The sequence below is a fragment of the Aurantiacibacter rhizosphaerae genome (genome assembly GCF_009807005.1).
Taxonomy (GTDB): domain Bacteria; phylum Pseudomonadota; class Alphaproteobacteria; order Sphingomonadales; family Sphingomonadaceae; genus Alteraurantiacibacter; species Alteraurantiacibacter rhizosphaerae.
Genome location: NZ_WUBR01000001.1, coordinates 1058125 through 1080570, shown reverse-complemented (window position 1 = coordinate 1080570; position 22446 = coordinate 1058125). Strand labels below are relative to the sequence as shown.

Genomic DNA, 22446 nt, shown 5'->3' with positions numbered 1-22446 from the left:
CCAGATGAAAATGCGCAAGATTCCCCAGGTGGTCATCATTGGCCGCCCAAACGTCGGCAAGTCGACCCTGTTCAACAGGCTGGTTGGCAAGCGGCTGGCACTGGTTGATGACCAGCCCGGCGTGACGCGTGACCGCCGGATGGGGCTGGCTGGCCTGTCCGGGCTGGAGTTTGAAGCTGTCGATACCGCAGGCTGGGAGGATGAGGATGACAGGTCCCTGCCCGGCCGCATGCTGGCGCAGACGCAGGTGTCCCTGAAAGATGCCGATGCCGCGCTGTTCGTAATCGATTCGCGCGCAGGCCTCACCCCGCTGGACGAGGAAATTGGCCGCTGGTTACGCCAGCAGGAAGTGCCCGTCGTGCTGATTGCCAACAAGGCCGAAGGCAATTCGGGCGAAAGCGGCATTCTGGAAGCCTATTCGCTGGGCCTGGGAGAGCCAATTCCCGTCAGCGCCGAGCATGGCGAAGGTGTGGCGGATCTCTATTCCGCGCTGATCCCGCTGATCGACGAGAAGGCCGATCAGATGCAGCTGGAGGCCGAGGCCGAGGCTGCGATTGCCGCTGACAAGGCGCGCGCCGCTGCCGAGGCGGGCGATGAACTGGAAGAGGTTGATCCCGCTGCGCCGCTCAGCCTGGCCATCGTAGGACGCCCCAATGCGGGTAAATCCACACTGATCAATCGCCTGCTGGATGAAGATCGCATGCTGACAGGCCCGGAAGCGGGCATCACGCGCGATTCCATTGCCATCGATTGGGAATGGACCGATCCCAAGACGGGCGAGGACCGCGTCATCAAGCTGATCGACACCGCGGGCATGCGCAAGCGCGCCAAGGTGGTGGACAAGCTGGAGCGGCTGTCCGTGCAGGATGGCCTGCGCGCCGTGGACTATGCCGAGGTTGTGGTGCTGCTGCTGGATGCGACGCGCGGCCTGGAAGTGCAGGACCTGAAGATCGCCAGCCAGGTGATCGAGGAAGGCCGTGCGCTGATGGTGGCCATCAACAAATGGGATATTGCAGAAGATCCCAGCGGCCTGTTCAATGGTATTCGGGGTGCCCTGGAAGAAGGCCTGTCGCAGTTGAAGGGCGTGCCGCTGTTCGCGGTGTCCGCCGTCACCGGCAAGGGGCTGGACACCATGCTGGGCGCGGCATTCGAATTGCGCGAGGCATGGAGCCGCCGCGTTCCCACCGCCGCGCTGAACCGCTGGTTTGACGATGCGCTGGCCAAGAACCCGCCGCCAGCGCCGGGCGGCAGGCGCATCAAGCTACGCTACATCACGCAGGTTGGCACCCGTCCACCGCGTTTCGTGATTTTCGGCACCCGGCTGGACGATCTGCCCACAAGCTATGAACGCTATTTGCTAAACGATATTCGCAAGCGCCTGAGTTTTGGCGCCGTGCCCGTTCGGCTGACGCTGAAAAGCCCCAAGAACCCGTATGATTCCAATCGCGGTGGCGGCGGCAAATTCAGCGGCGGAGAGGGCCGGGACTAGCCTTCCGTCATGCTTGATTTCCTCTCCCTCACCGGCGAACTGATCGAACGCACATCCAGCACCGTACGTGTGCAGGAGATGGTGGAACTGAGCCTTGCGCCGGTCTTCCTGCTGGCAGGTATCGGCGCGATGCTGAACATCATGAATTTGCGTCTGACGTGGCTGTTCGATCGGATCGAGATGATCGAGAGGATGGAAGAAGCGGGCGAGGACAACCGCGAGGTGGAAGAATTGCCCGCGCTGATCCAGCGCCAGCAGTTCGCGCAGATCGCCGTGAAGCTGTCCACACTGGCCGCGCTGACGATCTGTATCGTCATCGCCATCCTGTTCATCAGCGCATTTATCGAACCGCGAATAGGCTCGATTGTCGCGGCCCTGTGGATCGCCACAATGGCGCAGCTTTCCGTGGCGCTGGCGCTGTTTTTCCGCGAAACCAGCATGGCCGCGGCCACCGCGCGAGAGCGCAGAAAGCGCAGCCGCGAGATCCTGGCGCGCCGCCGCGAACGCGAAAGCGCGGGCTGATCCCTTCGCCTCAATCGGGCGAATTTTGCTGATTAAGTAGCTAGAACGATTGGTTTTTCAGGCCAATCGACAGGACCCTTCGCAATTTTGACACGTTGATGCGCCATAAGGATGCGAAAGGCATCCGATGGAGAGGCAGATGAACGTGCAACGCTATGAACTGCGCATAGACCGCAGGGGCGCATCTGAGTCGCTTTGCCTGGATGTGCCTGATCTTGCCACGGCGCTGATCGTTGCCGATATCAATATCGCCAGCGGAGCCGCGCAGATTTTCAAGGGCAACAAGATCGTCGCCACGATAGAAAAGCAGTCGCCCCGCCAAGCGCCGTACTGGCGGGTCGCCTAGGCCGCATTTTCCAGAAAGCTCAGCCAGCGCCCGCGTCGTTCTCGCCCTCACCCGCGGCACGGCTGTTGAGTTGCACGTAATTCTGGATGCCCATGCGTTCGATCATGTCGAACTGCGTTTCCAGGAAATCGACGTGCTCTTCCTCGCTGGCGAGAATTTTCTCGAACAATGCGCCTGAGGTGAAATCTTTCGCCTCCTGGCAATAGTCGGCCGCTTCGCGCAGCAGCGGTATCGCCTCATGCTCCAGCGCGAGATCGGCCTTGAGGATCTCCTCAACCGTCTCCCCCACCTTCAGCTTGTGGATCGCCTGGAAATTGGGCAGCCCGTTGAGGAAGAGAATGCGATCGGCCAGCCAGTCGGCGTGCTTCATCTCATCAATGCTCTCGTGCCGCTCATACTCGGCCAGCTTGTAGACGCCCCAGTCATTCAGCACGCGATAATGCAGCCAGTACTGGTTGATGGCCGTCAGCTCGTTCGTCAGAGCCTTGTTGAGATACTCGATGACCTTTTCGTCGCCATTCATGGGCTGCCTCCAGAGTGGGTGTTTCGCGGTGCAGGATGGTCAGGAACCGGCGCGCTTGGCAAGCAAAAGACGCCGGAAAAGCGGCGTAAAACCGCAGAAAAACGCGCTATTGAAAATGCGTATCAGGAAAGGGTCAGGCCACCATCGCCGGCTGTGCCATCGCATCGCGTTCTTCGGTGATCAGCTCTTCGGCTTCCACCAGGCATTGCCCGCAATTGGGCCGCTTGCCGAGCTTCGCATAGACGCTTTCCGCACCGCCCCGATGTTGCCGCGCAGCCTTGCGCAGGTCCGTTTCCTTGATGGCGTTGCAAATGCAGATGTACATGCGTCTCGAATCTCTCTCAGGCTACACGCACCTAATAATGCGAATGGCTTGCATTAGCAAGTCTCTTGAGAATTATTCGCAAGATAGCGAGAGCCCTATCGCCGCAGGGGAAACAGTCTCCCGTAGGTGAGGCAGCGCCACAGCCATTCCAGCGGGCCGTAACGAAACCGTGCCAGCCAGGGTGTTGACCATGCCAGCATCACCGCCCAGCCAAACAGCACCACCAGATAAAGCTGCGGCCTCGTCAGATCGCCCCACAGGCCCCCGGCCCAAGGGTGGAACACCAGCATCATCAGCACCGAAGTGCCGATATAATTGGTGAAGGCGACACGCCCTGCGGCAGATAGTCTCTGCGCCAGCCAGCCCGTTGCGGTGCTGCCGTAGATTGCCAGCAGCAGGGCAAGGCCCAGGATCATCGGCAGGCGCGGCAACATGGCAAAGGCGGACGTGGCCGCCTGCGTACCCCAATAGCTGAAGCCGCCATCCTTCACCCACAAGGCCAGCAGCACGTTCAGCACGGTGCCAACGATCAGCAGCCCCCAGCCCCACATCCGCCGCCTGCCCACTTCCCCGCCGGGATCGAACCAGCCCAGCCGATAGAAGGCCATGCCGATCAGCATCAGCGGCACCGTTTCCAGCACCATGAACAGGATGATATTTATCGGGTCCGCCGCGTGCTCGGCAAAGGTGTGCGACACGATATCGCCGTAGCTGCCGTCCTGCATGATCGGGATTTCGCTCGCATTCTCGTCAAGTTCTTGCTGCTGCGCAGCGTCGACTGCGGCCCGCGCTTCTCCCATCCCCTCCGCCTGGCCAAAGGCCGTTTCGGTGATGAAATAGGTGGAACCGAGGGTGAGCGAGAAAAACAGCGCGCCCACGACATATCCGATCAGGCCCAGCGTCAGCAGCTTGCCAGCGGTCATGCGAAGGAAGAACATGGCGGCAAACCCGGCCACCGAATACAGCACCAGTATATCGCCGCGCCAGATCAGGAAGAAGTGGATCAGGCCGAACACCAGCAGAATGGCAAGCCTGCGCGCCTGCAGGCCCAGCCCGTCTCCCCGCGCCCACGCCCGTTCCATGAACAGGGCCATGCCTGCACCAAACAGCAAGGTGAACAGCCCCCGCATCTTCCCGTCGACCAGCACGAATTGCGCCACCCACAGCCAATCCGAAGTGGCATCGTGCCCCGTCAGGAAAGCGGTTGGCCAGGAATAGGCAGACCACGGCATACCGAAACCGACGATATTTGCCGCCAGTATGCCCAACACGGCGACGCCGCGGATCAGATCGAGGCTGGCAATGCGTTCCGCCGCAGTCGCCGGGGATGCACCGCCGCGATTCCCGTCAGGTGTCGCCTGTTCCAATGTTGTCATCCCCGCATCCCCTCAATTCACCAGCACGCCATATGGCGGCTGCGCAAAATTAAGGGAAGCGGATGGTGTGATGTTGCGGCAAGTTGATCGCGACAGGATCTCATCGCGGGTAACCTAATTGCGCGTAACAAGGCATTCCTGCCCGGCGCGCTGAAGCCGGGAACAGGCGGTCTGTGCCTCTGCCCGCGTGGCATAGCCTGCCGCCTGCAGGCGCGTGACGCGGCCCGTTTTCAGCAGCAACCGCTGCCGTCCGGCGATCTCTGGCCGGCTGGAGAGCCTGTTCCACAAACGCTCCGCATTCCCCGGCACGCCAAACGCACCCAGCTGCACACGCCACGGACCGTCGCTGCGCGCCGCAGGGCCTTGGGCAGGAGGTGCCGCGGGGGGCGAGGTGCTTGGCCGCGCTGCGGCGACTTGAGCCTGCCGTGGCTGGGCCGGTGCTGCCGCCACTGTTTCCTGCGTGTAGCTGGCGCCCGCCTCTGCGGGGCTGGCGGTGCCTGTTGCCTGCCGCGCCTGCAGCACCGCATCGCGCGCTGCCGCCACCGATGGCGAAACCGATATTGCCAAACTGGGCCTGGGTTCAGCTTGTGCAACGGTTGCGGGCCGCGGCTGCGGTTGGGCAAGTTCCTGCGTTTCTGCGGGCACCGATGCGGAAAGGTCTGCGGCGGTCAGCTGCACTGCGCGCGCCTGCTCTGCCTCAATCTCTATCTGCCGGGACAGCGCGACGCCTGCCTGGCGCTGCTCAACCGGAATGTGATTGTCCATCTGCCCGATCGCCGGGCCCGCCTGCGGCAAGCCTGCGCCATTGGCGAGGGACAGCAGGGCATAGGCCCGCTCCCAATCGCGGGGCACAAGGTCTCCGTTGAAATGGGCGATACCGATCAGATATTGCGCGCGCGGGTCGCCCCGGCGCGATGCGGCCAGCACATAGGGCAGTGCTTCTTCGCGGCGCCCGTCCTGGAACAGCATCAGGCCGTAGGTATCTGCCGCCTGCAAATGGCCCGCCTGGGCTGCTGCGAGATAAAGGCGTTCAGCCTGCTGCATATCCTGCGGCACACCCCGGCCAAGGCGATAGGCCTGCCCCATGTTGAACATGGCATCTGCATCGCCCGCCGCGGCTGGACCCTGCCACTGCGCCACGGCAGCGGCATAATCTCCGCGAGACCATGCATCCACACCATCACGCACCGTGGCCCCCAGGGGCGCGGCAAGTGCCAGCATGGCAAGCACGCCAGCGGTTTTCGCAAACAAGCAATTCCTGCGGTTATGCATTGTCACCCTCACGTCCCCTGTAACCTGCCTTGCCGGGTGCCCTATAAAGGGCCCTGCTACGTATCATGTTAGGCCGAATGCACGATGCCATAGTAAACGAGCCATTAGCAAAGCGTTTATCCGCCGGAATTTTTACGGCCCTGCCCTTGCGCGCAATCCCGGCCCAAGGCGGAAAACGCCCAGGCACCCATCAAAAAAAGCGAATGCGGGGCTAATGCAAATTAACTCAAAATAAACGGTAGTCTGCGAAGCCCTTAGGCGAAGGCCCGTAATTGAGACTTGGTCGGGTCGCTTGTTCTTAGGGGGAATAGCCTTGCGCGTTTTGGCACTGGCATCGCAGAAGGGTGGCTCTGGTAAGACCACTCTATCCGGACACCTCGCTGTCCAGGCGCAGCGCGCTGGCGCTGGCCCGGTTGTACTTATCGATATCGATCCGCAGGGGTCGCTTGCCGACTGGTGGAACGAACGCGAGGCGGAATTTCCCGCCTTTGCGCAAACCACGGTGGCAAGGCTGGCCAATGACCTTGCGATCCTGCGTCAGCAGGGTTTCAAGCTGGCCGTGATCGATACGCCTCCCGCAATCACCATGGCTATCCAGTCGGTGATCTCGGTGGCGGAATTGATGGTGGTACCCACCCGGCCCAGCCCGCATGATCTGCGCGCCGTTGGTGCCACGGTTGATCTGTGCGAACGCGCCGGAAAGCCGCTGATCTTCGTGGTCAACGGTGCAACGCCCAAGGCCAAGATCACCTCCGAAGCTGCCGTTGCCCTGTCGCAGCACGGCACAGTTGCCCCCATCACGGTTCACCACCGCACCGATTTTGCCGCCTCCATGATCGATGGCCGCACGGTGATGGAAATCGATCCCGAAGGTCGCAGCGCGCAGGAAGTCACGGCGCTTTGGCATTATGTTGCCGATCGCCTTGAGAAGAATTTCCGCCGCACCGTATTTGCCACTCCCGGCAGCAAGGCCGCGCAGGCAAATGGCGCAGCCCGTGCCCAGGGCGGAGGCTTTGGCCGCCGCGTGGCGCAGTGATGGGTAGCATGATGACCGAAACCGCTGATTTCGCCTCGCTCGGTCCTATGCTGCTTGCGCGCAAGGGCACGGCAAAGCCCGCCATGCGCGCCCAGCTTACCCAGAACGATCGCGTTGCCGAACTGGGCGACGATTTCGATGACCTGGCCGAAAGCCAGTCCGACCTGGGCTGGAACGACATGGGTGACGATGATGGCGTGGTACAACTCCACGCTGCCAATGATTTCGCTCACAAGCGTACGCCGGTATCGCTGGAGGCCGAGCCAAGGCCGCGCCAGAAGGCCGCCGATCAGGGCCGCCGCGCCGCATTCACGCTGCGCCTCGATAACGAACGCCACCTGAAATTGCGGCTCGCCAGCACGATGCAATCGTGCAGCGCACAGCAATTGGTGACCGAAGCGCTCGATCGTTTCCTGCAGGATATTCCGGAACTCGATTCCATCGCCGCGCATGTCGCGGGCAACAAGACCAAGGGCTGAAGGGGAAAATCCTATGTACCGCAAGGACAAGCGCAATCCAATGATCGGTCTGGGCATCTCGACCGCGATGGCAGCCGTCCTGCTGACAGGCTGTGCCGGTGCGCCCGCACCGCGCGCCGCCGTTGCAGCGGCCGACGCGCAGAATGCGATGGCCCGCGGTCAAACCAGCAAGGCGATCATGCAGGCCGAGCTCGCCGTAACGGCAGAGCCGCGCAACGCCACCTATCGCCAGCTTCTGGGCAATGCCTATCTTGAGGAAGGGCGCTTCGCCTCTGCCTCCACCACGTTCCAGGATGCGATGGCGCTGGGCGATAACAGTCCCCGTGCTGCCCTGAGCCTGGCCCTTGCCCTCACCGGCGAAGGCCGTTTTGCAGAGGCAGCATCGCTGCTGCGCGACTGGGAAGGCGAAATCGCCGCTGCCGATCTTGGCCTGGCCTATGCCCTGGCCGGAGAGCCGGAGCGCGGCATCCACATTCTTTCCAACGCCATTCGCCAGGGTCAGAACACGGTGAAGGTTCGCCAGAATCTGGCCTATGCCTATGCCGTGGCAGGCCGCTGGCGCGATTCGCGACTGATGGTGGCGCAGGATGTGCCCGCCGATCAGGTTGGCGCACGTATGCAGGAATGGGCGCAGCTCACCCACGCAGAAGCCTATCAGCACCGCGTTGCCGGATTGCTGGGCGTACCTGCCAATGTGCGCGATGCCGGCCAGCCGATGCACCTCGCTCTCGCCAATCATCCGATCAACGAACAGTTTGCGGCAGAGACAAGCGCCACGACGACAGCCGTGCAGCCCGCGCTTGCTGCCAGCGCCCCTGCCGACGCCAATGACGGCGGCGAATTGCCCGTAGCGAATGCGCCTGCGGCAAGCGTTAATCGCTATCAGAGCGCGCAGACGGCCCCTGCACAAACCGTTCCCGCGGTAAATTTTGCAGAGGCTTTTGCAAATGATGCGCCGGTGGATGCACGCTATGCGAGCGTCTCAAAGGCCGCAGCTCCCGCTCCGGCTCCGGCTTCGCCCGCATTGCAGCCAAGCCCTGTCGTTCAGGCCGTAATGGCAGAACCTGCCGCTGCTGCCGCACCGCGTGCAGCACCGCGCACCGCACCGCGCAGCACCGTGGCCAAGGCTTCCGCCGCAGCGCCCTCCCCGGTTCGCGCAGCGTCAGCAGGCCCTGTTGCAGATGCCACGCACCTGATTCAGCTGGGCAGCTTCTCCAGCGAGCAGGGCGCACGCCGTGCCTGGGGTATCTATGTCAGCCGCCATCCTGAACTTGCCAATCACGAAATGGTGATCACGCAGGCTCTGGTTCGTGGCAAGCGCTACTGGCGTGTATCGGCAGGCGGTTTCAACGTGGCCTCCAGCCGATCCATGTGCAGCAGCGTGAACAATTCGGCTGCTGGCGAAGGCTGCATCACCTGGGCCGCCGCCACTCCGCTGCCGGGCGCAGTGGACAACGGCATTCGCCTGGCGCGCCGCTAAGTCATCCTTGAAGAAGAGATGGACCCCTTTCCGCATCAGTGCGGGGAGGGGTTTCCCTTTGGCCGCCGCTGTTATTCGCTACAGCGAGTAGCCGCCGTCGCTGACCAGCGTGGTGCCGGTGATCGTGCCCGATGCGCTGGAAAGCAGGAACAGCACCTGCATCGCGATCTCCTCGGCGGTTTCAAACCGGCCCATCGGCGTCATCCCCCTGGCCATTTCCAGCAAGGCGCCTTGCCTGTCGCCCTGGTGCTTGGCTTTCAGCTTCTCGAAAAAAGGGAGGTCGTCCCAGATCGCGGTATCCACCCCGCCCGGCGCGATGGCGTTCACGCGTATCCGGCGCGGCGCACCTTCCTTCGCGGCGATCTTGGCAAGCTGGATCGCCCCGGCCTTTGACGCACCATATGGGCCGGTTCCCGGCTCTGCCTTCACTCCGGCGGAAGACGCGGTGATCGCGATTGCGGCATCGTCACGCGCAAGGCGGATGGCGGCGCGCAGCGAAAGAAACAGGCCGTCAAGATTGACCGACATGACCTTGCGCCAGTCGGTGAGTGAAAGCTTGGCAAGCGGAGCAGCGGTCCCGGCAATTCCGGCGTTGAGGAATGCCACGTCCAGCGGCGCGCCCTCCCCCTCTATCGCGGTCCATAGCTCTTCGTCAGCCACGTCTCCGCAATGCAGTGTCGTCTCGCACGGCAGGCTGAGCGCGGAAAGGCGATCCTCGTCGCTATCGACCAGCACCAGATGCGCCGCGCCCGCCTGCGCCAGCGCCGTGGCCACCGCCGCACCGATGCCCGATGCTGCGCCTGTCACCAGCGCGCGTTTGTGGCTGAAATCAAAGGTCAATCGCTACTCCGCCCTTCCAGAGGGCCGTGACCCGGCCTTGCACCGGCTGACGGTCAAACGGCGTGTTGCCTGCCGCCGCTGCCATTTCTCGCGAATCGACCACCCAGGGCTCTTCGCTGTCCAGCAAGGCGATGTCCGCCTCTTTCCCGGCTGCAAGCGATCCGGCCTCCACGCCCAGCAGGCTGGCGGGATTGCGGGCGAGCAAATCGAAGGCGCGGGTCATGTCGATCACGCCGTCGCGCACGAGGGTCAGCGTCATGGCCAGCAGCGTTTCGGCGCCCGCCATGCCCGGTGCGGCATCGGCGAAGGGCAGGTTCTTGTCCTCAGGCCCGCGCGGATCGTGGCCGCTGGCGATCACGTCAATCGTGCCATCGCCGATGGCCTCTATCACGGCCTGCCGGTCATCCTCTTCCCGCAGAGGCGGAGAGAGGCGGGTAAAGGTGCGATAATCGCCCATCGCAAGGTCAGACAGCATGAAATGCGCAGGCGTGACGCCGGCCGTGATGGAGACACCGCGCTGCTTTGCCTGCCGTACCAGTTGCAGCCCGGCGCGCGTCGTCACCTGCCGCGCATGGATGCGTGCGCCGCTCATCTCTGCCAAGGCGATATCGCGAGCCAGCGCCAGCGTTTCTGCCTCCTTCGGGGCGCTGGGGATGCCCATGCGCGTGGCCATTTCACTGGCGGTTGCGGCGGCATTGCCGGCCAATCCGGAATCCTCCGCATGGGTGACAACCACCATGTCCAGCATCGCCGCATATTGCAGCAGGCGGTGCATCACACCGCTATCGCGGATCCATTTGCGGCCCGTGGCGATGGCCCTTGCGCCCGCATCGCGCATCATGGCGATTTCCGCCAGCTGCTCACCCTCCAGCCCCTTTGTCGCGGCGGCCAGCGGGTGGACCCACAGGTCCGGCTTGCCGCTTTGCGCCATGAAGCGAACGCGTGCAGGATAATCCAGCGGTGGAGAGAGAGCGGGCATCAGCCCGGCGCGCGTGATGCCGCCGAAATGGAACGCCGGCTTGTCTATCGCAAACACGCCAAGGTCCACGATGCCTGCGACAACAAACTTGCCCTTGGCATCCAAAACCTGATCGCCATCGCCTGAGGCCGCATCGTTGCCGACGGCGGTGATTACGCCATCGTCGCAGCGCAGCGTGCCCTCAACAGGGCCGCCCGGCGTGATCAGTGTTCCACCTGTGATGGAAAGGGGTTGAGCCTGTTTCATACCCATTCTCCCCCGGCTTCCGCCTGGCCCCAGCCGGGCACTCCGCGCGCCTTGCGGGTCAGGACATCGAGGCACGCCATGCGGATGGCAACGCCCATTTCCACCTGCGAGGTGATAATTGCACGGTCGGCATTATCGGCAACTGTGCTGTCGATCTCCACGCCGCGGTTCATGGGGCCGGGATGCATCACGATGGCATCGGGCCGTGCCAGCGCCAGCCGTTCCGGCGTCAGGCCATAGAGATGGCGATATTCACGCGGAGAGGGGATGAACTGCCCGTCCATCCGCTCGTTCTGCAGGCGCAGCATCATCACCACGTCTGTATCTTTCAGGGCGGCATCGAAATCGTGGAATACCACACCGCCCATTCGCTCTATCCCTGCAGGCATCAGCGCAGGCGGCGCGCACAGGCGGACCGTGGCGCCCATGGCCTGCAGACACAGAATGTTGGACCGCGCGACGCGGCTGTGCAGGATATCTCCGCAAATCGTCACCGTCAGCCCGGTGAAATCTTCTGAATCATGCCCCAGGTCACGCAGCTTGTGCCGCAGCGCCAGCGCATCCAGCAGGGCTTGCGTGGGATGTTCATGCTGACCGTCCCCTGCGTTGAGAACGGGGCAATCCACCTTGCTGGCGATCAGCCCCACCGCGCCGCTGCTGCCGTGGCGGATCACGATGGCATCGGCATGCATAGCGTTCAGCGTCACCGCCGTATCGATTAGCGTTTCGCCTTTCTTCACGCTGGACTGCGCCGCATGCATGTTCACCACATCGGCCCCCAGCCGCTTTCCCGCGATCTCGAAAGACAGCAGCGTGCGGGTGGAGTTTTCGAAGAAGGCGTTGATGATGGTCAGTCCGGCAAGCTGGTCTGAATGTTTGGCGGCCTGCCGGTTGAAGGCGACGTAGTTCTCCGCCTCCGCCAGCAGGTAAAGGATTTCGTGCCGCTCCAGCGACGAAATGCCGATCAGGTCACGATGCGGAAAGGCCTGGCCGCCTTGGGGAAAGCGGCTGCCGGTCGAGGTGTTTTGCGGCGATGTCATTAAAGCAACGCCATTAGGGCACAGTCATGGGGCTGGCAATGCCCTTGGTCGATGCGCATTTGCCGGTTGCCCTGTTAACTCTGGCTCTTGCTGCCAACGCGCCCTAAACGGGCTGAAATAGAGAATTCGAGGGAACGCGTTTACATGGCATTTGCAGGCAAGGTCTGGCGGCTGTTGGTTGGGGTGAAGGACGCGCTGGCCCTCTTATTCCTGCTGTTGTTCTTCATGGCCCTGTTCGCCGTGCTGAGCGCGCGGCCCAATCCCGGCCTGGTGCGCGATGGCGCCCTGCTGCTGGATATCAATGGCAGCGTGGTGGAAGAAGAATCCCCCATCGATCCATTGCAGGCGCTGATATCGCAATCCATTCCGGTGCGCGAATATGCCGCGCGCGATCTTGTACAGGCAATCGATCAGGCTGCGGGAGATGACCGGATAGAGGCCCTCGCCCTCGATCTCACCGGCTTTCTGGGCGGCGGCGCCGTGCACATGTCGGAAATCACGGGCGCGCTGGACCGCTTCAAGGCAACAGAGAAGCCGATCTACGCCTACGCCTATGCCTATGGGGACGATGCCATGCTGCTGGCCGCCCATGCGGACGAGATCTGGGTGGATCCGATGGGCGGCGTTGCCATCATGGGGCCCGGCGGTGAAAACCTGTATTTCGCGCAGGCGCTGGAGCGGTTCAACATTACCGCCCACGTTTATCGCGTCGGCACTTATAAAAGCGCGGTTGAGCCCTACACCCAATCGGGCATGTCTCCCGAAGCGCGCGAGAATCTTACGCAGCTTCTGTCGACGCTGTGGCAGGAATGGCGCGCCAATGTCACCGCCGCGCGCCCGCAGGCCGAAATCGACCTGGTGACGCAGGATGTCGCGGCATGGCTTGCCGCATCGAACAACAATCTGGCCGAAGCTTCCCTTGCCGCTGGCCTGGCGGACAGGATCGGAACGCGTGTGGAATGGGGGGAGCATATCGCCAATCAGGTGGGGGAGGATGACTGGTCCGATGAACCCGGTGCCTTCGCCTCCACCCAATATGATCCATGGCTGGCCGAGGTCGACGCCAAGCGCGATACCGGCGATGATGGCCGCATCGGCGTGATCACGGTGGACGGGGAAATCAGCGATGGTGAAGCCGGGCCCGGCGCTGCAGGAGCCACGCGCATCGCCCGCCTTCTGGACAATGCGCTGGACGATGATCTGGATGCACTGGTGGTGCGCATCAATTCGCCCGGCGGCACGGTGACGGGGTCCGAAACCATTCGTCGCGCCATCATGCGCCACCGCAACGCCGGAACGCCCATCGCCGTCTCCATGGGCAATTACGCTGCCAGCGGCGGCTACTGGATTGCTACCCCGGCAGAACGCATTTTTGCAGAGCCGGAGACGCTGACCGGTTCCATCGGCGTGTTCGTCGTCATCCCCAGCTTTGAAAACCTGCTGGCCGATTATGGCGTCACCAGCGATGGCGTGCGCACCACGGGCCTTTCCGGTCAGCCCGATGTTCTTGCAGGCTTCACGCCAGAGGCTGACGCGGTGCTTCAGGCCACGACGGAAAGCTTCTATACGCAATTCCTGGCTCTTGTGGCCGAAGCCCGCAACATCACCCCGGCAAGGGCAGACGAGCTTGGCCAGGGACGCGTGTGGGATGGCGGGGCCGCACGGCAACTGGGCCTTGTGGACCAGTTCGGCGATCTGGACGCGGCAATTGCCTGGGCGGCTACTCGCGCCGATCTGGAAGCGGATTCATACGAGGTTCGCTTCCTGGGCGACGATGCGAACCCTTACGACACCCTGCTGGCACAAATGGTGATGGGCAGCGATGAAACGCAGGCGCACGCCGGCCGCGATGTCGCTTCCATCTTCGCCCGCCGCGAAGTTGCGCGGCTGGGAGAAGTCATGGGCGGGATGAACAGTTTCATGGCTGCCGAAGGGGTGCAGGCCCGCTGCCTTGAATGCACAATCATGCCCGGCGCACACCGCGTGCCGGACGCCCAAGGCGCATGGCACCCGTGGATGGCCCTGCTGGGCCGCCTTGGGCTAGACTGACGCACGCGGGGCGGCGCAACAATCTCTGACTTGTCTTGGCGCTGTGAAAATGGCAAAGGCCCGCCCCTGCCGTGAATCGGCGGGCGCGTAGCTCAGTGGTAGAGCACACCCTTCACACGGGTGGGGTCGCAAGTTCAATCCTTGCCGCGCCCACCATCCCTCCATCATCGCGATCCGGCCTGCAGATCTTCGCATCCATGCTGGACAAGCGGCAAGCTGCCGAGGCATAGCCCGCGGCCATGCACGATCTGCGACAAATACGAGAGTATCCCGAAGCCTTCGACGCCGCGCTGGCGAAGCGCGGGGTGGAGCCTGTGGCCGCCCAAATCTTGAAGCTGGACGAGGAACGGCGGCAGCTGACCACGCGCCTGCAGGAAATGCAGGGCCGCCGTAACGAGGCATCCAAGGCCATCGGCCAGGCCATGGGCCAGGGTGACAAGGAAAAGGCCGAAAGCCTGAAGGCCGAAGTGGCCGAGATCAAGCAGGCGATGCCGCAGATAGAGGAAGAGGAACGCGCGCTGGGCCGCTCCCTTTCCGATGTGCTGGCCGCCATTCCCAACCTTCCCGCAGACGGTGTTCCCGAAGGCGCGGATGAGGATGACAATGTCGAGGTAAGCCGCTGGACCACGCCCAAAGCGCTGGATTTCGAGGCGCAGGAACATGCCGATCTTGGCCCTGCGCTGGGCATGGATTTCGAAACGGCGACGGCCATGTCCGGCTCTCGGTTCACCTTCATGCGTGGCCAGATGGCGAAGCTGAACCGTGCCATCGGCCAGTTCATGCTGGATCGGCAGACGGGCGAGAACGGCTACACCGAATGCGCGCCGCCGCTGCTGGTGCGGGACGAGGCTGTTTTCGGCACCGGGCAGCTGCCCAAGTTTGCAGAGGATCTGTTCCAGACCACCGATGGCCGCTGGCTGATCCCGACTGCCGAGGTTTCGCTCACCAACAGTGTGCGGGAACAGATTATCGATGACCTTTCCGCGCCCATCCGCCTCACCGCCCTCACCCCCTGTTTCCGCAGCGAAGCGGGCGCGGCCGGCAAGGATACGCGCGGCCTGATCCGGCAGCACCAGTTCGACAAGGTGGAGCTTGTATCCATCTGCCGCGCCGAGGATGCGCATGCCGAGCATGAGCATATGGTGGAAAGCGCCGAGAGCATTCTGCGCGCGCTGGAACTGCCGTTTCGCAAGATGCTGCTGTGCACGGGCGACATGGGCTTCGGCGCGCGCAAGACATTCGATCTGGAGGTGTGGCTGCCGGGGCAGAATACCTACCGCGAAATCAGCTCCATCAGCTGGTGCGGGGATTTCCAGGGGCGGCGCATGAATGCGCGCTACCGGCCAGAGGCAGGCGCGAAGAAAACCGAATTCGTACACACGCTAAACGGGTCCGGCCTTGCCGTGGGGCGCACGCTGGTTGCCGTGCTGGAAAACTATCAGCAGGCCGATGGCTCCGTTGTCGTGCCCGATGCGTTAAAGCCCTATATGGGCGGCGTCGAAAAGCTGGTAGCAAGCTGAATATGCGCATCCTTCTTACCAATGACGATGGCATTCACGCCCCCGGACTGAAGGTGCTGGAGGGTATTGCGCGGGCCATGTCCGACGATGTGTGGGTGTGTGCGCCGGCAGAGGAGCAGTCGGGCGCGGGCCATTCGCTCACCCTGCATCACCCCGTGCGCCTGCGCGATCATGGTGACAATCGCTACAGCGTTACCGGCACGCCCACCGATTCTGTAAACCTGGCGCTGCGCAAGCTGTTTGCCGATCGCCTGCCGGACCTGGTGCTGTCGGGCGTCAACGCCGGGCAGAACCTGGGCGACGATATCACCTATTCCGGCACCATCTCCGCCGCGATGGAGGCCGCGCTGGCGGGCATTCCTGCCATTGGCCTCAGCCAGGCCTACAGTGAAACCGTCCAGAGTTTCGAGGCGGCAGAGCAGTGGGGCGCAAAGGTGCTGGCCCCGCTGATCGACGTGACGATGGCAAAGCGCACACTGGTGAACGTCAACTTCCCCGCGCTGGCCGCTGCAGATGTGAAAGGCATTCGCGTGGTGCGGCAGGGCTTCCACGATTATGCGCGCGGATCGCTGGTGGAGGGTACGGACCCGCGCGGTCGCAATTATTACTGGTTCGGCCTGCAACCCGCAGAGCACACGCTGGATCACGGCACGGATCTGGAAGCGGTGGACGATGGTTATATCGCCGTGACCCCGCTTCAACTGGACCTGACGAACCATTCAGCGATCGATGCGCTGGCCAGCAGGTTCGCCGCGTGATCGGGAAAGCCTGACCCGTGGCGCAATCGCACAACAGGGGTTTGCGCAAAACCAGCAAGCGGCGATCCACCCCCTTGCGCCGGGCGGTGAATATCCCGGTATGGGGTGACCTGTTCATCCGCCTGGGCCTGGCCGTTTTCCTGATCTTCGTGGTGGTGATGATCCACTGGTGGGATCGCGAAGGGCTGGTGGACAACCTCGACGGCCACGTCAGCTTTCTGGACGTGATCTATTTCACCATGATCTCCATCACCACCACCGGCTTTGGCGATATCGCCCCGATCAGCGATCGTGCCCGGCTGGTGGAGGCGCTGATCGTGACGCCTGTCCGATTTGCCGTGCTGTTCATCTTCGTGGGCACGGCGTACAACTTTCTTATCAAGCGAAGCTGGGAGAAATTCCGCATGGCCCGTATTCAGGACCAGCTATCCAATCATGTCGTGGTGCTCGGCTTCGGTGTCTCCGGTGCGGAGGCCGTGGGCGAACTGATCGAACGCGGCACCGATCCTGCCTGCATCGTGGTGATGGATCAGGATCAGGAACGCCTTGAATCCGCAGAAATGCTGGGCTGCAACGTGATCGAGGCGGATGCCACCCGCGACGAAAACCTTGAGGCCGTGCGCATTACCGAAGCGCAGACCGTGCTGGTTTCCGCGGGGCGCGACGATTCCTCCATCCTCATCGTGCTGACCGTGCGCCACCTTGCGCCAAAGGTTCCCATCAGCGTGGTGGTGCGCGCCGCCGATAACGAACTGCTGGCGCGGCAGGCGGGTGCGGACAACGTGATCAACCCCGTGCGCTTTACCGGCCTGCTGCTGGCCGGCAGTGCACGCGGCGCGCATATCGCGGATTACTTGGGCGATCTCGCCTCCGTCACGGGCCGTGTGCAACTGGTGGAGCGTGAAGTGATGCCGGATGAAATCGGCAAGTCCTTTGGTGAACTCGCCACCGGCGGGCAGGGCCTGCGCATCTATCGCAACGGCGTGGCCTGCGGCTTCTGGGAGCATGAGGCAACCTGCCTGCAGGCGGGCGATATCATCGTGGAAATCCGTCCCACCGAAGCGGATGAGCTGGCGGGCGAGCAGGTCCAGGCTAAGGTTTAGGCAAAGGTCTGGGCCACGATCTCGTCCAGCCTACTCAGCCAAGGGCGATAAACACCCCGCCCACCGCCGCCATGCCGACGATGAAATGCGCGGCATCGATGGCGAACAATTTGCCCGGTCGCATCTGGAACAGGTAATTGATGCCCAATGCCGGCGTCATGATCACAGCGCCAAAGCCCACGGCCATCATCATGATCACGTGCGGCGCGGGGTTTGCGCGGGCGATATTGTGGCCCAGCATCAGCACCACTACCATTTCCAGCAGGAATGCCAGCAGCATGATCAGCCATACCGGTTTCTGCCCCGGTCGTGGCCCCGCCTGCACCATGTCATCCGTGATGCCGGTAAGCTTGCGCCACTGTTTGCCGAACAGCGGCCCATACCAAATCGCCCCGATCACGAAGAAGACCACCGTGCCCAGCACCACGGCCAGCATGTTTACATTGCCCACAATCAATCTCCCCTAACGCGGCCCGCGCGCACTCTAGCCCAAAGCGGCAATCGGGTGTAGAGGCGCGGCCATCATGGCATCGCAAATACCTGAACAGAAGAAAGTCGGCATGGTCAGCCTCGGCTGCCCCAAGGCGCTGGTGGATTCAGAACGCATCCTCACAAGGCTGCGCGCCGATGGCTATGCCATGAGCCCGGACTATGAGGGTGCAGACGTGGTGCTGGTGAACACCTGCGGCTTCCTCGATTCCGCGAAGGAAGAGAGCCTGGAGGCGATTGGCGAGGCGATCAATGAGAACGGCCGCGTTATCGTGACAGGCTGCATGGGTGACGAGGCGGAACTGATCCGCAACCGCTTTCCGCAAGTCCTCGCGATCACCGGCGCGCATCAGTATGAGGATGTGGTGGAGGCCGTGCACGAAGCCGCCCCGCCCTCGCAGGGCCCCTACATCGATCTGGTGCCGCAGCCGGATATCAAGCTGACGCCGCGCCATTACAGCTATCTGAAGATTTCCGAAGGCTGCAACCACTCCTGCGCCTTCTGCATCATCCCCGATCTGCGCGGGAAGCTGGTCAGCCGCCGGATCGACGCCGTTCTGCGGGAGGCGGAGAAACTGCTGGCCGCAGGGACCAAAGAATTGCTGGTCATCAGCCAGGATACCTCTGCCTATGGCGTGGACACCCGGCATGAAACGCGGCCCTGGCATGGGCGCGAGCCGCGCGCCCATATGACGGACCTTGCCCGCGAACTGGGCCAGATGCGCACGACCGAAGGCGATGTGCCGTGGGTGCGCCTGCACTACGTTTACCCCTACCCTCACGTGGATCAGGTTATCCCGCTGATGGCGGAGGGGCTGCTAACGCCTTATCTGGACATTCCCTTCCAGCACGCCAGCCGCAGCGTGCTGAAGGCCATGAAGCGCCCCGCCAACGAAGCAAAGGTGCTGGAACGCCTGAAATCGTGGCGCGAGATCTGTCCCGAAATCGCCATTCGGTCCAGCTTCGTCGTCGGCTTCCCCGGAGAGACGGAGGACGATTTCAAATATCTGCTGGATTGGCTGGAAGAAGCTCAGCTTGATCGCGTGGGCGCCTTCCGGTTCGAGCCCGTGGAGGGCGCGCAGGCCAATGCTCTGCCGAACCCCGTGCCTGAAGAAGTGAAGGAAGAGCGCTTCGCCCGCGTGATGGAAGTGACAGAGCGTATCAGCGCCGCCAAGCTTTCCGCCAAGGTCGGCACCACCCTGCCCGTTATTATCGACGAGGTGGGAGAGCCGGACGAGGATGGCGACATCGGCGCCACGGGCCGTAGCCAGGCCGACGCCCCGGAAATCGATGGCGCCGTATACCTGCGCAACGTGCCCGAAACGCTCCAGCCGGGCAATTTCGTGGACGTCGAGGTGGAAGACGCCGACGCGCACGATTTGTACGGCGTCATCACGCAATAATCGGGCGAAGTCGGCCTTCCAGCCGATTTGTCGCCCTATTGCGCAGCGTATTCCAGGGCGAAGGTCGGATCGCATTCATAGGGGTAAACATGTTGCCCCTCGCGCTTTTCCCATTCGATCCAGCGCACGCCGTCCTTCGTGATGGTGGACGGATCGGTGAACCACTGCGTCGCCACCAGCCGCCCGCTTTCCCCATCAATGCGATAGCGTTCCACCATGCGCAGATCGGCTGAGTGATCCAGCCCGTTGTTGGTAATGGTGCTGGGCATGATGTGGGTGGTTTCGATCACCAGCTCATCCCCGTCCCACTGGCCGGTTGAGAAACCCATCTTCGAATGTGGATAATCGGCGGGCGCTGTGCGATCATCCATGAAAACCAGCCGCACCTGATCGAAATATTCGTAACGGATCACGATTAGCTCATCCGTCTGGTGGATTTCAAAGGGGAACGGGCCTTGCAGGGCGTAAACGATGCTGGGCGGCAGGCAGACGCGGTCCAGCGTCATGTCATCTTCGGGCTGCCATTCCTGCGCCTTGGCCAGCGCTTCTGGCGTGGGGTCCAGCCCGCCAAATTCGCCGCGTGGAAATTCCACCACGCCGGTGTCTTCCACCAGCACGGTGCCATCGGGCAGTTTCGCCAGCATATCGGCCGCAGGCTCTACCGGTTCGAACACCGGGCCCCAGAAGCCGGAGAAATCGGGAGGGCTATCCTGCGCGGCTGCTGGCATGGCCGGCGCGGCCATCAGAGCCAGCGCCGCGGCGATCAGTCCTGCGGCGCGCTTCATCCGTCGTCCTTGCCAAAGGGTGCGCTGCCGATCATCCGCCCGGCTTCATCGCGCACTTCGCGCAGGCGCATGTAGCGGCGGCCATCGCGCGCGCGCCATCCCGATATGGTCACATGCTGACCGGGCCGCACGCTGCCCCTGGTCCAGCCGCGCCTGCGCAGCACCACCGGCGCATTGGTTTCCGCCCGCCATTCCTGCCCGTCCACATCCAGCACCAGAGTGCCGTGCGGGTTAGTAAAGCGGAATGCGGTGACCGTGCCTTCCAGCACCACGGTATCCTCCGGATCGAAATAGACCGCGAATGAATGATGTGCGCTGGCGGGAATTGTTACCGCCGCCAGTGCGGCAAATACGCCTAGAATTCGCATGTTAACTCTCCTCCGGGCCAAGTCTGCCGCGAAATGCGCTCCGGGTCCAGTAGTAGCAAACAAAGTCAACGAAAGGTGCGAAAAGTGATGGATCGGCGCAGGTCCTCCATCGGCGCGATGGAATGTTCCCAGCCATCGCGCGCCTCCCCGCGCAGCATATAGGCGCCGCGCGCGGGCAGTGGCAGAATGTGACGCCGGAACGTGCCATCCGGCCGGCGCTGGCGCAGGCGCATCACCGCGGGCGCGCCTAGCGAAAGGCCCAGCACTTCTGCATATTGTGGACGATCCCGGTGCCAGCCGATGCCCGCGCCCGGATCATACCGAATCAACAAAGCCTGTTGCAAAGCTTCCGCTTCCAGCCCGAATTGCGGCGCCAGCTTATGGCGCAGTTCCAGCAGCCAGGTGGGCAGCGGCGGCGCGGGTGCGGTGCGCCCCCTCTGAAAATCATAGGCAGAGCCGTAGTAGGCCGTCAGCCGCTTTCCCGTCCATTGACCAAAGCGGAACGGCTCGAGCGGGGCGGCGTCGATCCGGGCCGCCAGCGCTGCCTCATCCTCCACCGATATCGCATCGCGCACCACTTGCAGCCCCGCGATCGGCGGCGCTGTATCGGCGTTTTCTGAGGCAAACAGGTCTATCTGATGTGGCATCATCGCCTATATAGGGCGGCATGCAACAAGATCAGCACCGCTTCACCATTCATACGCAGGGACAGGCGCTGTATGAATTTACGGACGATGTCACCGATTGGCTGGCGGGTACGGGCATTCACACAGGGCTGCTAACCCTGTTCTGCCGCCACACCTCTGCCAGTTTGCTGATCAACGAAAACGCCGCCTCTGCCGTGCAGCGCGATCTTTTGCGATGGCTGGACAAGGCCGTGCCGCAAGGCCCGCAGTACGAGCATGATAGCGAGGGGCCGGACGATATGCCCGCCCATATCCGCACCATGCTGACGGGTGCATCCCTCTCCATCCCGGTGTCCGGCGGCAGGATGGCGCTGGGCACGTGGCAGGGTGTTTATCTGGCAGAACACCGCCGCGCAGCGCACGCCCGCGAGATTATTGCGCATATAATTGGCGTCTAATCGGCAATTGGCGAAACCGCCTTCTCTCCCGAACGTTCGCAACATCATGCCCATAGATATATCCGCAGAATTTGCGTTTCACCTGGATGAGCCGACCGATCTGCTGCTGCAGTTCGAGGCGGCAGCGATTCCCGAACAGAAAATCCTTTCGTCCAACACCATCATGTCGCCTGCGCTGCACACCGCGCGCGTGCCGGCGCATAATGACATTGGCGAACGCATCTGGATCCGGGCGGAGGGCAATTACAGCGTGAATTACAAGGCCAGCGTTCAAGTGGAACGGCTGGTGCCAAAGCTGGACGGGCTGAAGAGGCTGGATCCGCATGATCTGCCGGGCGAGACGGTCGAATACCTATTCGATTCCCGCTATTGCCAGGCAGACCGGATGCAAAGCTTCGTGGCTGATCAGTTCGGCCATCTTTCGGGCGGAGAGCAGGTTCTGGCCATGCGCGACTGGATGGCGGACAAGTTCACCTACGAACCCGGCGCTTCCAACGCCACCACCACCGCGCTGGACACCTTTGTAGAACGGCGCGGGATCTGCCGCGATTATGCGCATGTGATGATCTGCCTGGCGCGCGCATCCACCATCCCTGCACGCTATGTCAGCTGCTATGCCCCCGGCGTGGAACCGCCTGATTTTCATGCCGTGGCGGAAGTGTTCCTGAACGATCCCACCACCCCCGGCGGCGGGGCATGGTACATCGTGGATGCCACGCGCATGGCGGACCCTGAAAAGACGGCGAAAATCGGCATCGGCCGCGATGCTGCCGACGTATCCTTCCTCACCACCTTCGGCATGTCGCACTTCGACAATTCCACGATCCGTGTAACGGAAAGAAGCTGATTGACGCATTCGCTTGTTGAGAACGTTAACATGATCGAATACGTATTCCGCCGGACCATATTTCAAGGATAATGTTGCGCCGCAGCA

General features: G+C 62.7%; 24 protein-coding genes and 1 tRNA gene. 14 read left to right on the top strand and 11 right to left on the bottom strand.

What is annotated here, in order from left to right:
- Positions 1 to 10: 10 nt before the first annotated feature.
- The 3 genes from der (at position 11) to GRF63_RS05060 (ending at position 2357) form a co-directional block, all read left to right on the top strand.
- A complete protein-coding gene (gene der, locus GRF63_RS05070) occupies positions 11 to 1489 on the top strand; it encodes a ribosome biogenesis GTPase Der (RefSeq protein ID WP_160484858.1) in 1479 nt (492 codons plus the stop codon).
- Between the two features lie 9 nt (positions 1490 to 1498).
- Positions 1499 to 2011, top strand: coding sequence for a DUF2721 domain-containing protein (locus tag GRF63_RS05065; RefSeq protein ID WP_160484857.1), 513 nt, complete (start codon positions 1499 to 1501; stop codon positions 2009 to 2011).
- Between the two features lie 139 nt (positions 2012 to 2150).
- Positions 2151 to 2357: a hypothetical protein gene (locus GRF63_RS05060; RefSeq protein WP_160484856.1), complete on the top strand. Its 207-nt coding sequence runs from the start codon at positions 2151 to 2153 to the stop codon at positions 2355 to 2357.
- A gap of 19 nt (positions 2358 to 2376) precedes the next feature.
- On the opposite strand, the gene bfr is transcribed toward GRF63_RS05060, so the two are convergent.
- The 4 genes from bfr to GRF63_RS05040 all read right to left on the bottom strand — a co-directional run bounded on the left by bfr (position 2377) and on the right by GRF63_RS05040 (position 5802).
- A complete protein-coding gene (bfr, locus tag GRF63_RS05055) occupies positions 2377 to 2880 on the bottom strand; it encodes a bacterioferritin (protein WP_160484855.1) in 504 nt (167 codons plus the stop codon).
- A 133-nt stretch (positions 2881 to 3013) separates the two neighbouring features.
- Positions 3014 to 3205 carry a (2Fe-2S)-binding protein gene (locus GRF63_RS05050; RefSeq protein ID WP_160484854.1) on the bottom strand — a complete coding sequence of 64 codons (192 nt, stop codon included), beginning with the start codon at positions 3203 to 3205 and terminating at the stop codon, positions 3014 to 3016.
- Positions 3206 to 3300: 95 nt separating this feature from the next.
- Positions 3301 to 4581: a DUF418 domain-containing protein gene (locus GRF63_RS05045; protein WP_160484853.1), complete on the bottom strand. Its 1281-nt coding sequence runs from the start codon at positions 4579 to 4581 to the stop codon at positions 3301 to 3303.
- 114 nt (positions 4582 to 4695) lie between these two features.
- Positions 4696 to 5802 carry an SPOR domain-containing protein gene (locus GRF63_RS05040; RefSeq protein WP_237392287.1) on the bottom strand — a complete coding sequence of 369 codons (1107 nt, stop codon included), beginning with the start codon at positions 5800 to 5802 and terminating at the stop codon, positions 4696 to 4698.
- Between the two features lie 364 nt (positions 5803 to 6166).
- On the opposite strand from GRF63_RS05040, the gene GRF63_RS05035 reads away from it, so the two are divergent.
- Genes GRF63_RS05035 through GRF63_RS05025 form a run of 3 tightly spaced genes read left to right on the top strand, consistent with a single transcriptional unit; the run spans position 6167 to position 8848 of the window.
- Entirely contained in the window at positions 6167 to 6889 is a 723-nt protein-coding gene (locus tag GRF63_RS05035) for a ParA family protein (RefSeq protein ID WP_160484851.1), read from the top strand.
- Between the two features lie 8 nt (positions 6890 to 6897).
- Positions 6898 to 7368 (top strand): hypothetical protein, encoded by a 471-nt coding sequence (locus GRF63_RS05030; RefSeq protein ID WP_237392286.1) that lies wholly within the window; start codon positions 6898 to 6900, stop codon positions 7366 to 7368.
- 13 nt (positions 7369 to 7381) lie between these two features.
- Positions 7382 to 8848, top strand: a complete 1467-nt coding sequence (locus GRF63_RS05025) for a CDC27 family protein (protein ID WP_160484850.1) — start codon at positions 7382 to 7384, stop codon at positions 8846 to 8848.
- A gap of 78 nt (positions 8849 to 8926) precedes the next feature.
- Here GRF63_RS05025 and GRF63_RS05020 read toward each other — a convergent pair whose 3' ends face one another.
- From GRF63_RS05020 to GRF63_RS05010, 3 genes are read right to left on the bottom strand one after another with little or no spacing between them, the layout of a single operon-like run.
- On the bottom strand, positions 8927 to 9688 hold the full coding sequence (locus GRF63_RS05020) for an SDR family NAD(P)-dependent oxidoreductase (protein ID WP_160484849.1): 762 nt from the start codon (positions 9686 to 9688) through the stop codon (positions 8927 to 8929).
- Complete coding sequence (locus tag GRF63_RS05015; protein ID WP_160484848.1) at positions 9678 to 10913, bottom strand: dihydroorotase; 1236 nt, start codon at positions 10911 to 10913, stop codon at positions 9678 to 9680. Before GRF63_RS05015 ends, GRF63_RS05020 begins: the two co-directional genes overlap by 11 nt.
- A complete protein-coding gene (locus GRF63_RS05010) occupies positions 10910 to 11953 on the bottom strand; it encodes an aspartate carbamoyltransferase catalytic subunit (protein ID WP_160484847.1) in 1044 nt (347 codons plus the stop codon). The genes GRF63_RS05015 and GRF63_RS05010 overlap by 4 nt, the downstream gene beginning before the upstream one ends.
- A gap of 144 nt (positions 11954 to 12097) precedes the next feature.
- Between GRF63_RS05010 and sppA the strand changes: the two genes are divergently transcribed.
- The 5 genes from sppA (at position 12098) to GRF63_RS04985 (ending at position 17383) form a co-directional block, all read left to right on the top strand.
- On the top strand, positions 12098 to 14002 hold the full coding sequence (sppA, locus tag GRF63_RS05005) for a signal peptide peptidase SppA (RefSeq protein ID WP_160484846.1): 1905 nt from the start codon (positions 12098 to 12100) through the stop codon (positions 14000 to 14002).
- Positions 14003 to 14083: 81 nt separating this feature from the next.
- A tRNA-Val gene (locus tag GRF63_RS05000) sits at positions 14084 to 14158 on the top strand.
- Positions 14159 to 14241: 83 nt separating this feature from the next.
- On the top strand, positions 14242 to 15522 hold the full coding sequence (gene serS, locus GRF63_RS04995; protein WP_160484845.1) for a serine--tRNA ligase: 1281 nt from the start codon (positions 14242 to 14244) through the stop codon (positions 15520 to 15522).
- A 2-nt stretch (positions 15523 to 15524) separates the two neighbouring features.
- On the top strand, positions 15525 to 16280 hold the full coding sequence (gene surE / locus GRF63_RS04990; protein WP_160484844.1) for a 5'/3'-nucleotidase SurE: 756 nt from the start codon (positions 15525 to 15527) through the stop codon (positions 16278 to 16280).
- Positions 16281 to 16321: 41 nt separating this feature from the next.
- Positions 16322 to 17383 carry a potassium channel family protein gene (locus GRF63_RS04985; RefSeq protein ID WP_160484843.1) on the top strand — a complete coding sequence of 354 codons (1062 nt, stop codon included), beginning with the start codon at positions 16322 to 16324 and terminating at the stop codon, positions 17381 to 17383.
- A gap of 34 nt (positions 17384 to 17417) precedes the next feature.
- Here GRF63_RS04985 and GRF63_RS04980 read toward each other — a convergent pair whose 3' ends face one another.
- Positions 17418 to 17834, bottom strand: a complete 417-nt coding sequence (locus GRF63_RS04980; RefSeq protein ID WP_337189614.1) for a DUF1761 domain-containing protein — start codon at positions 17832 to 17834, stop codon at positions 17418 to 17420.
- A gap of 73 nt (positions 17835 to 17907) precedes the next feature.
- On the opposite strand from GRF63_RS04980, the gene rimO reads away from it, so the two are divergent.
- Positions 17908 to 19275 carry a 30S ribosomal protein S12 methylthiotransferase RimO gene (gene rimO / locus GRF63_RS04975; protein WP_160484842.1) on the top strand — a complete coding sequence of 456 codons (1368 nt, stop codon included), beginning with the start codon at positions 17908 to 17910 and terminating at the stop codon, positions 19273 to 19275.
- 35 nt (positions 19276 to 19310) lie between these two features.
- On the opposite strand, the gene GRF63_RS04970 is transcribed toward rimO, so the two are convergent.
- From GRF63_RS04970 to GRF63_RS04960, 3 genes are all read right to left on the bottom strand, one after another.
- On the bottom strand, positions 19311 to 20060 hold the full coding sequence (locus GRF63_RS04970) for a hypothetical protein (RefSeq protein ID WP_160484841.1): 750 nt from the start codon (positions 20058 to 20060) through the stop codon (positions 19311 to 19313).
- A complete protein-coding gene (locus GRF63_RS04965) occupies positions 20057 to 20428 on the bottom strand; it encodes a DUF6152 family protein (protein WP_160484840.1) in 372 nt (123 codons plus the stop codon). The genes GRF63_RS04970 and GRF63_RS04965 overlap by 4 nt, the downstream gene beginning before the upstream one ends.
- A gap of 65 nt (positions 20429 to 20493) precedes the next feature.
- A complete protein-coding gene (locus GRF63_RS04960; protein WP_160484839.1) occupies positions 20494 to 21078 on the bottom strand; it encodes an alpha-ketoglutarate-dependent dioxygenase AlkB in 585 nt (194 codons plus the stop codon).
- Between the two features lie 17 nt (positions 21079 to 21095).
- Here GRF63_RS04960 and GRF63_RS04955 point away from each other — a divergent pair, with 17 nt between their 5' ends.
- Together GRF63_RS04955 and GRF63_RS04950 are read left to right on the top strand one after the other, a co-directional pair.
- Positions 21096 to 21512 (top strand): secondary thiamine-phosphate synthase enzyme YjbQ, encoded by a 417-nt coding sequence (locus tag GRF63_RS04955; protein ID WP_160484838.1) that lies wholly within the window; start codon positions 21096 to 21098, stop codon positions 21510 to 21512.
- A gap of 46 nt (positions 21513 to 21558) precedes the next feature.
- Positions 21559 to 22359: a transglutaminase-like domain-containing protein gene (locus GRF63_RS04950; RefSeq protein WP_160484837.1), complete on the top strand. Its 801-nt coding sequence runs from the start codon at positions 21559 to 21561 to the stop codon at positions 22357 to 22359.
- Positions 22360 to 22446: the final 87 nt, after the last annotated feature.

Coding starts and splice junctions, on each gene's coding strand:
- der (WP_160484858.1), top strand. CDS start 11: ATGCGCAAGATTCCCCAGGTGGTCATCATTGGCCGCCCAAACGTCGGC.
- GRF63_RS05065 (WP_160484857.1), top strand. CDS start 1,499: ATGCTTGATTTCCTCTCCCTCACCGGCGAACTGATCGAACGCACATCC.
- GRF63_RS05060 (WP_160484856.1), top strand. CDS start 2,151: ATGAACGTGCAACGCTATGAACTGCGCATAGACCGCAGGGGCGCATCT.
- bfr (WP_160484855.1), bottom strand. CDS start 2,880: ATGAATGGCGACGAAAAGGTCATCGAGTATCTCAACAAGGCTCTGACG.
- GRF63_RS05050 (WP_160484854.1), bottom strand. CDS start 3,205: ATGTACATCTGCATTTGCAACGCCATCAAGGAAACGGACCTGCGCAAG.
- GRF63_RS05045 (WP_160484853.1), bottom strand. CDS start 4,581: ATGACAACATTGGAACAGGCGACACCTGACGGGAATCGCGGCGGTGCA.
- GRF63_RS05040 (WP_237392287.1), bottom strand. CDS start 5,802: ATGCTGGCACTTGCCGCGCCCCTGGGGGCCACGGTGCGTGATGGTGTG.
- GRF63_RS05030 (WP_237392286.1), top strand. CDS start 6,898: ATGATGACCGAAACCGCTGATTTCGCCTCGCTCGGTCCTATGCTGCTT.
- GRF63_RS05025 (WP_160484850.1), top strand. CDS start 7,382: ATGTACCGCAAGGACAAGCGCAATCCAATGATCGGTCTGGGCATCTCG.
- GRF63_RS05015 (WP_160484848.1), bottom strand. CDS start 10,913: ATGAAACAGGCTCAACCCCTTTCCATCACAGGTGGAACACTGATCACG.
- GRF63_RS05010 (WP_160484847.1), bottom strand. CDS start 11,953: ATGACATCGCCGCAAAACACCTCGACCGGCAGCCGCTTTCCCCAAGGC.
- sppA (WP_160484846.1), top strand. CDS start 12,098: ATGGCATTTGCAGGCAAGGTCTGGCGGCTGTTGGTTGGGGTGAAGGAC.
- serS (WP_160484845.1), top strand. CDS start 14,242: ATGCACGATCTGCGACAAATACGAGAGTATCCCGAAGCCTTCGACGCC.
- surE (WP_160484844.1), top strand. CDS start 15,525: ATGCGCATCCTTCTTACCAATGACGATGGCATTCACGCCCCCGGACTG.
- rimO (WP_160484842.1), top strand. CDS start 17,908: ATGGCATCGCAAATACCTGAACAGAAGAAAGTCGGCATGGTCAGCCTC.
- GRF63_RS04970 (WP_160484841.1), bottom strand. CDS start 20,060: ATGAAGCGCGCCGCAGGACTGATCGCCGCGGCGCTGGCTCTGATGGCC.
- GRF63_RS04965 (WP_160484840.1), bottom strand. CDS start 20,428: ATGCGAATTCTAGGCGTATTTGCCGCACTGGCGGCGGTAACAATTCCC.
- GRF63_RS04960 (WP_160484839.1), bottom strand. CDS start 21,078: ATGATGCCACATCAGATAGACCTGTTTGCCTCAGAAAACGCCGATACA.
- GRF63_RS04955 (WP_160484838.1), top strand. CDS start 21,096: ATGCAACAAGATCAGCACCGCTTCACCATTCATACGCAGGGACAGGCG.
- GRF63_RS04950 (WP_160484837.1), top strand. CDS start 21,559: ATGCCCATAGATATATCCGCAGAATTTGCGTTTCACCTGGATGAGCCG.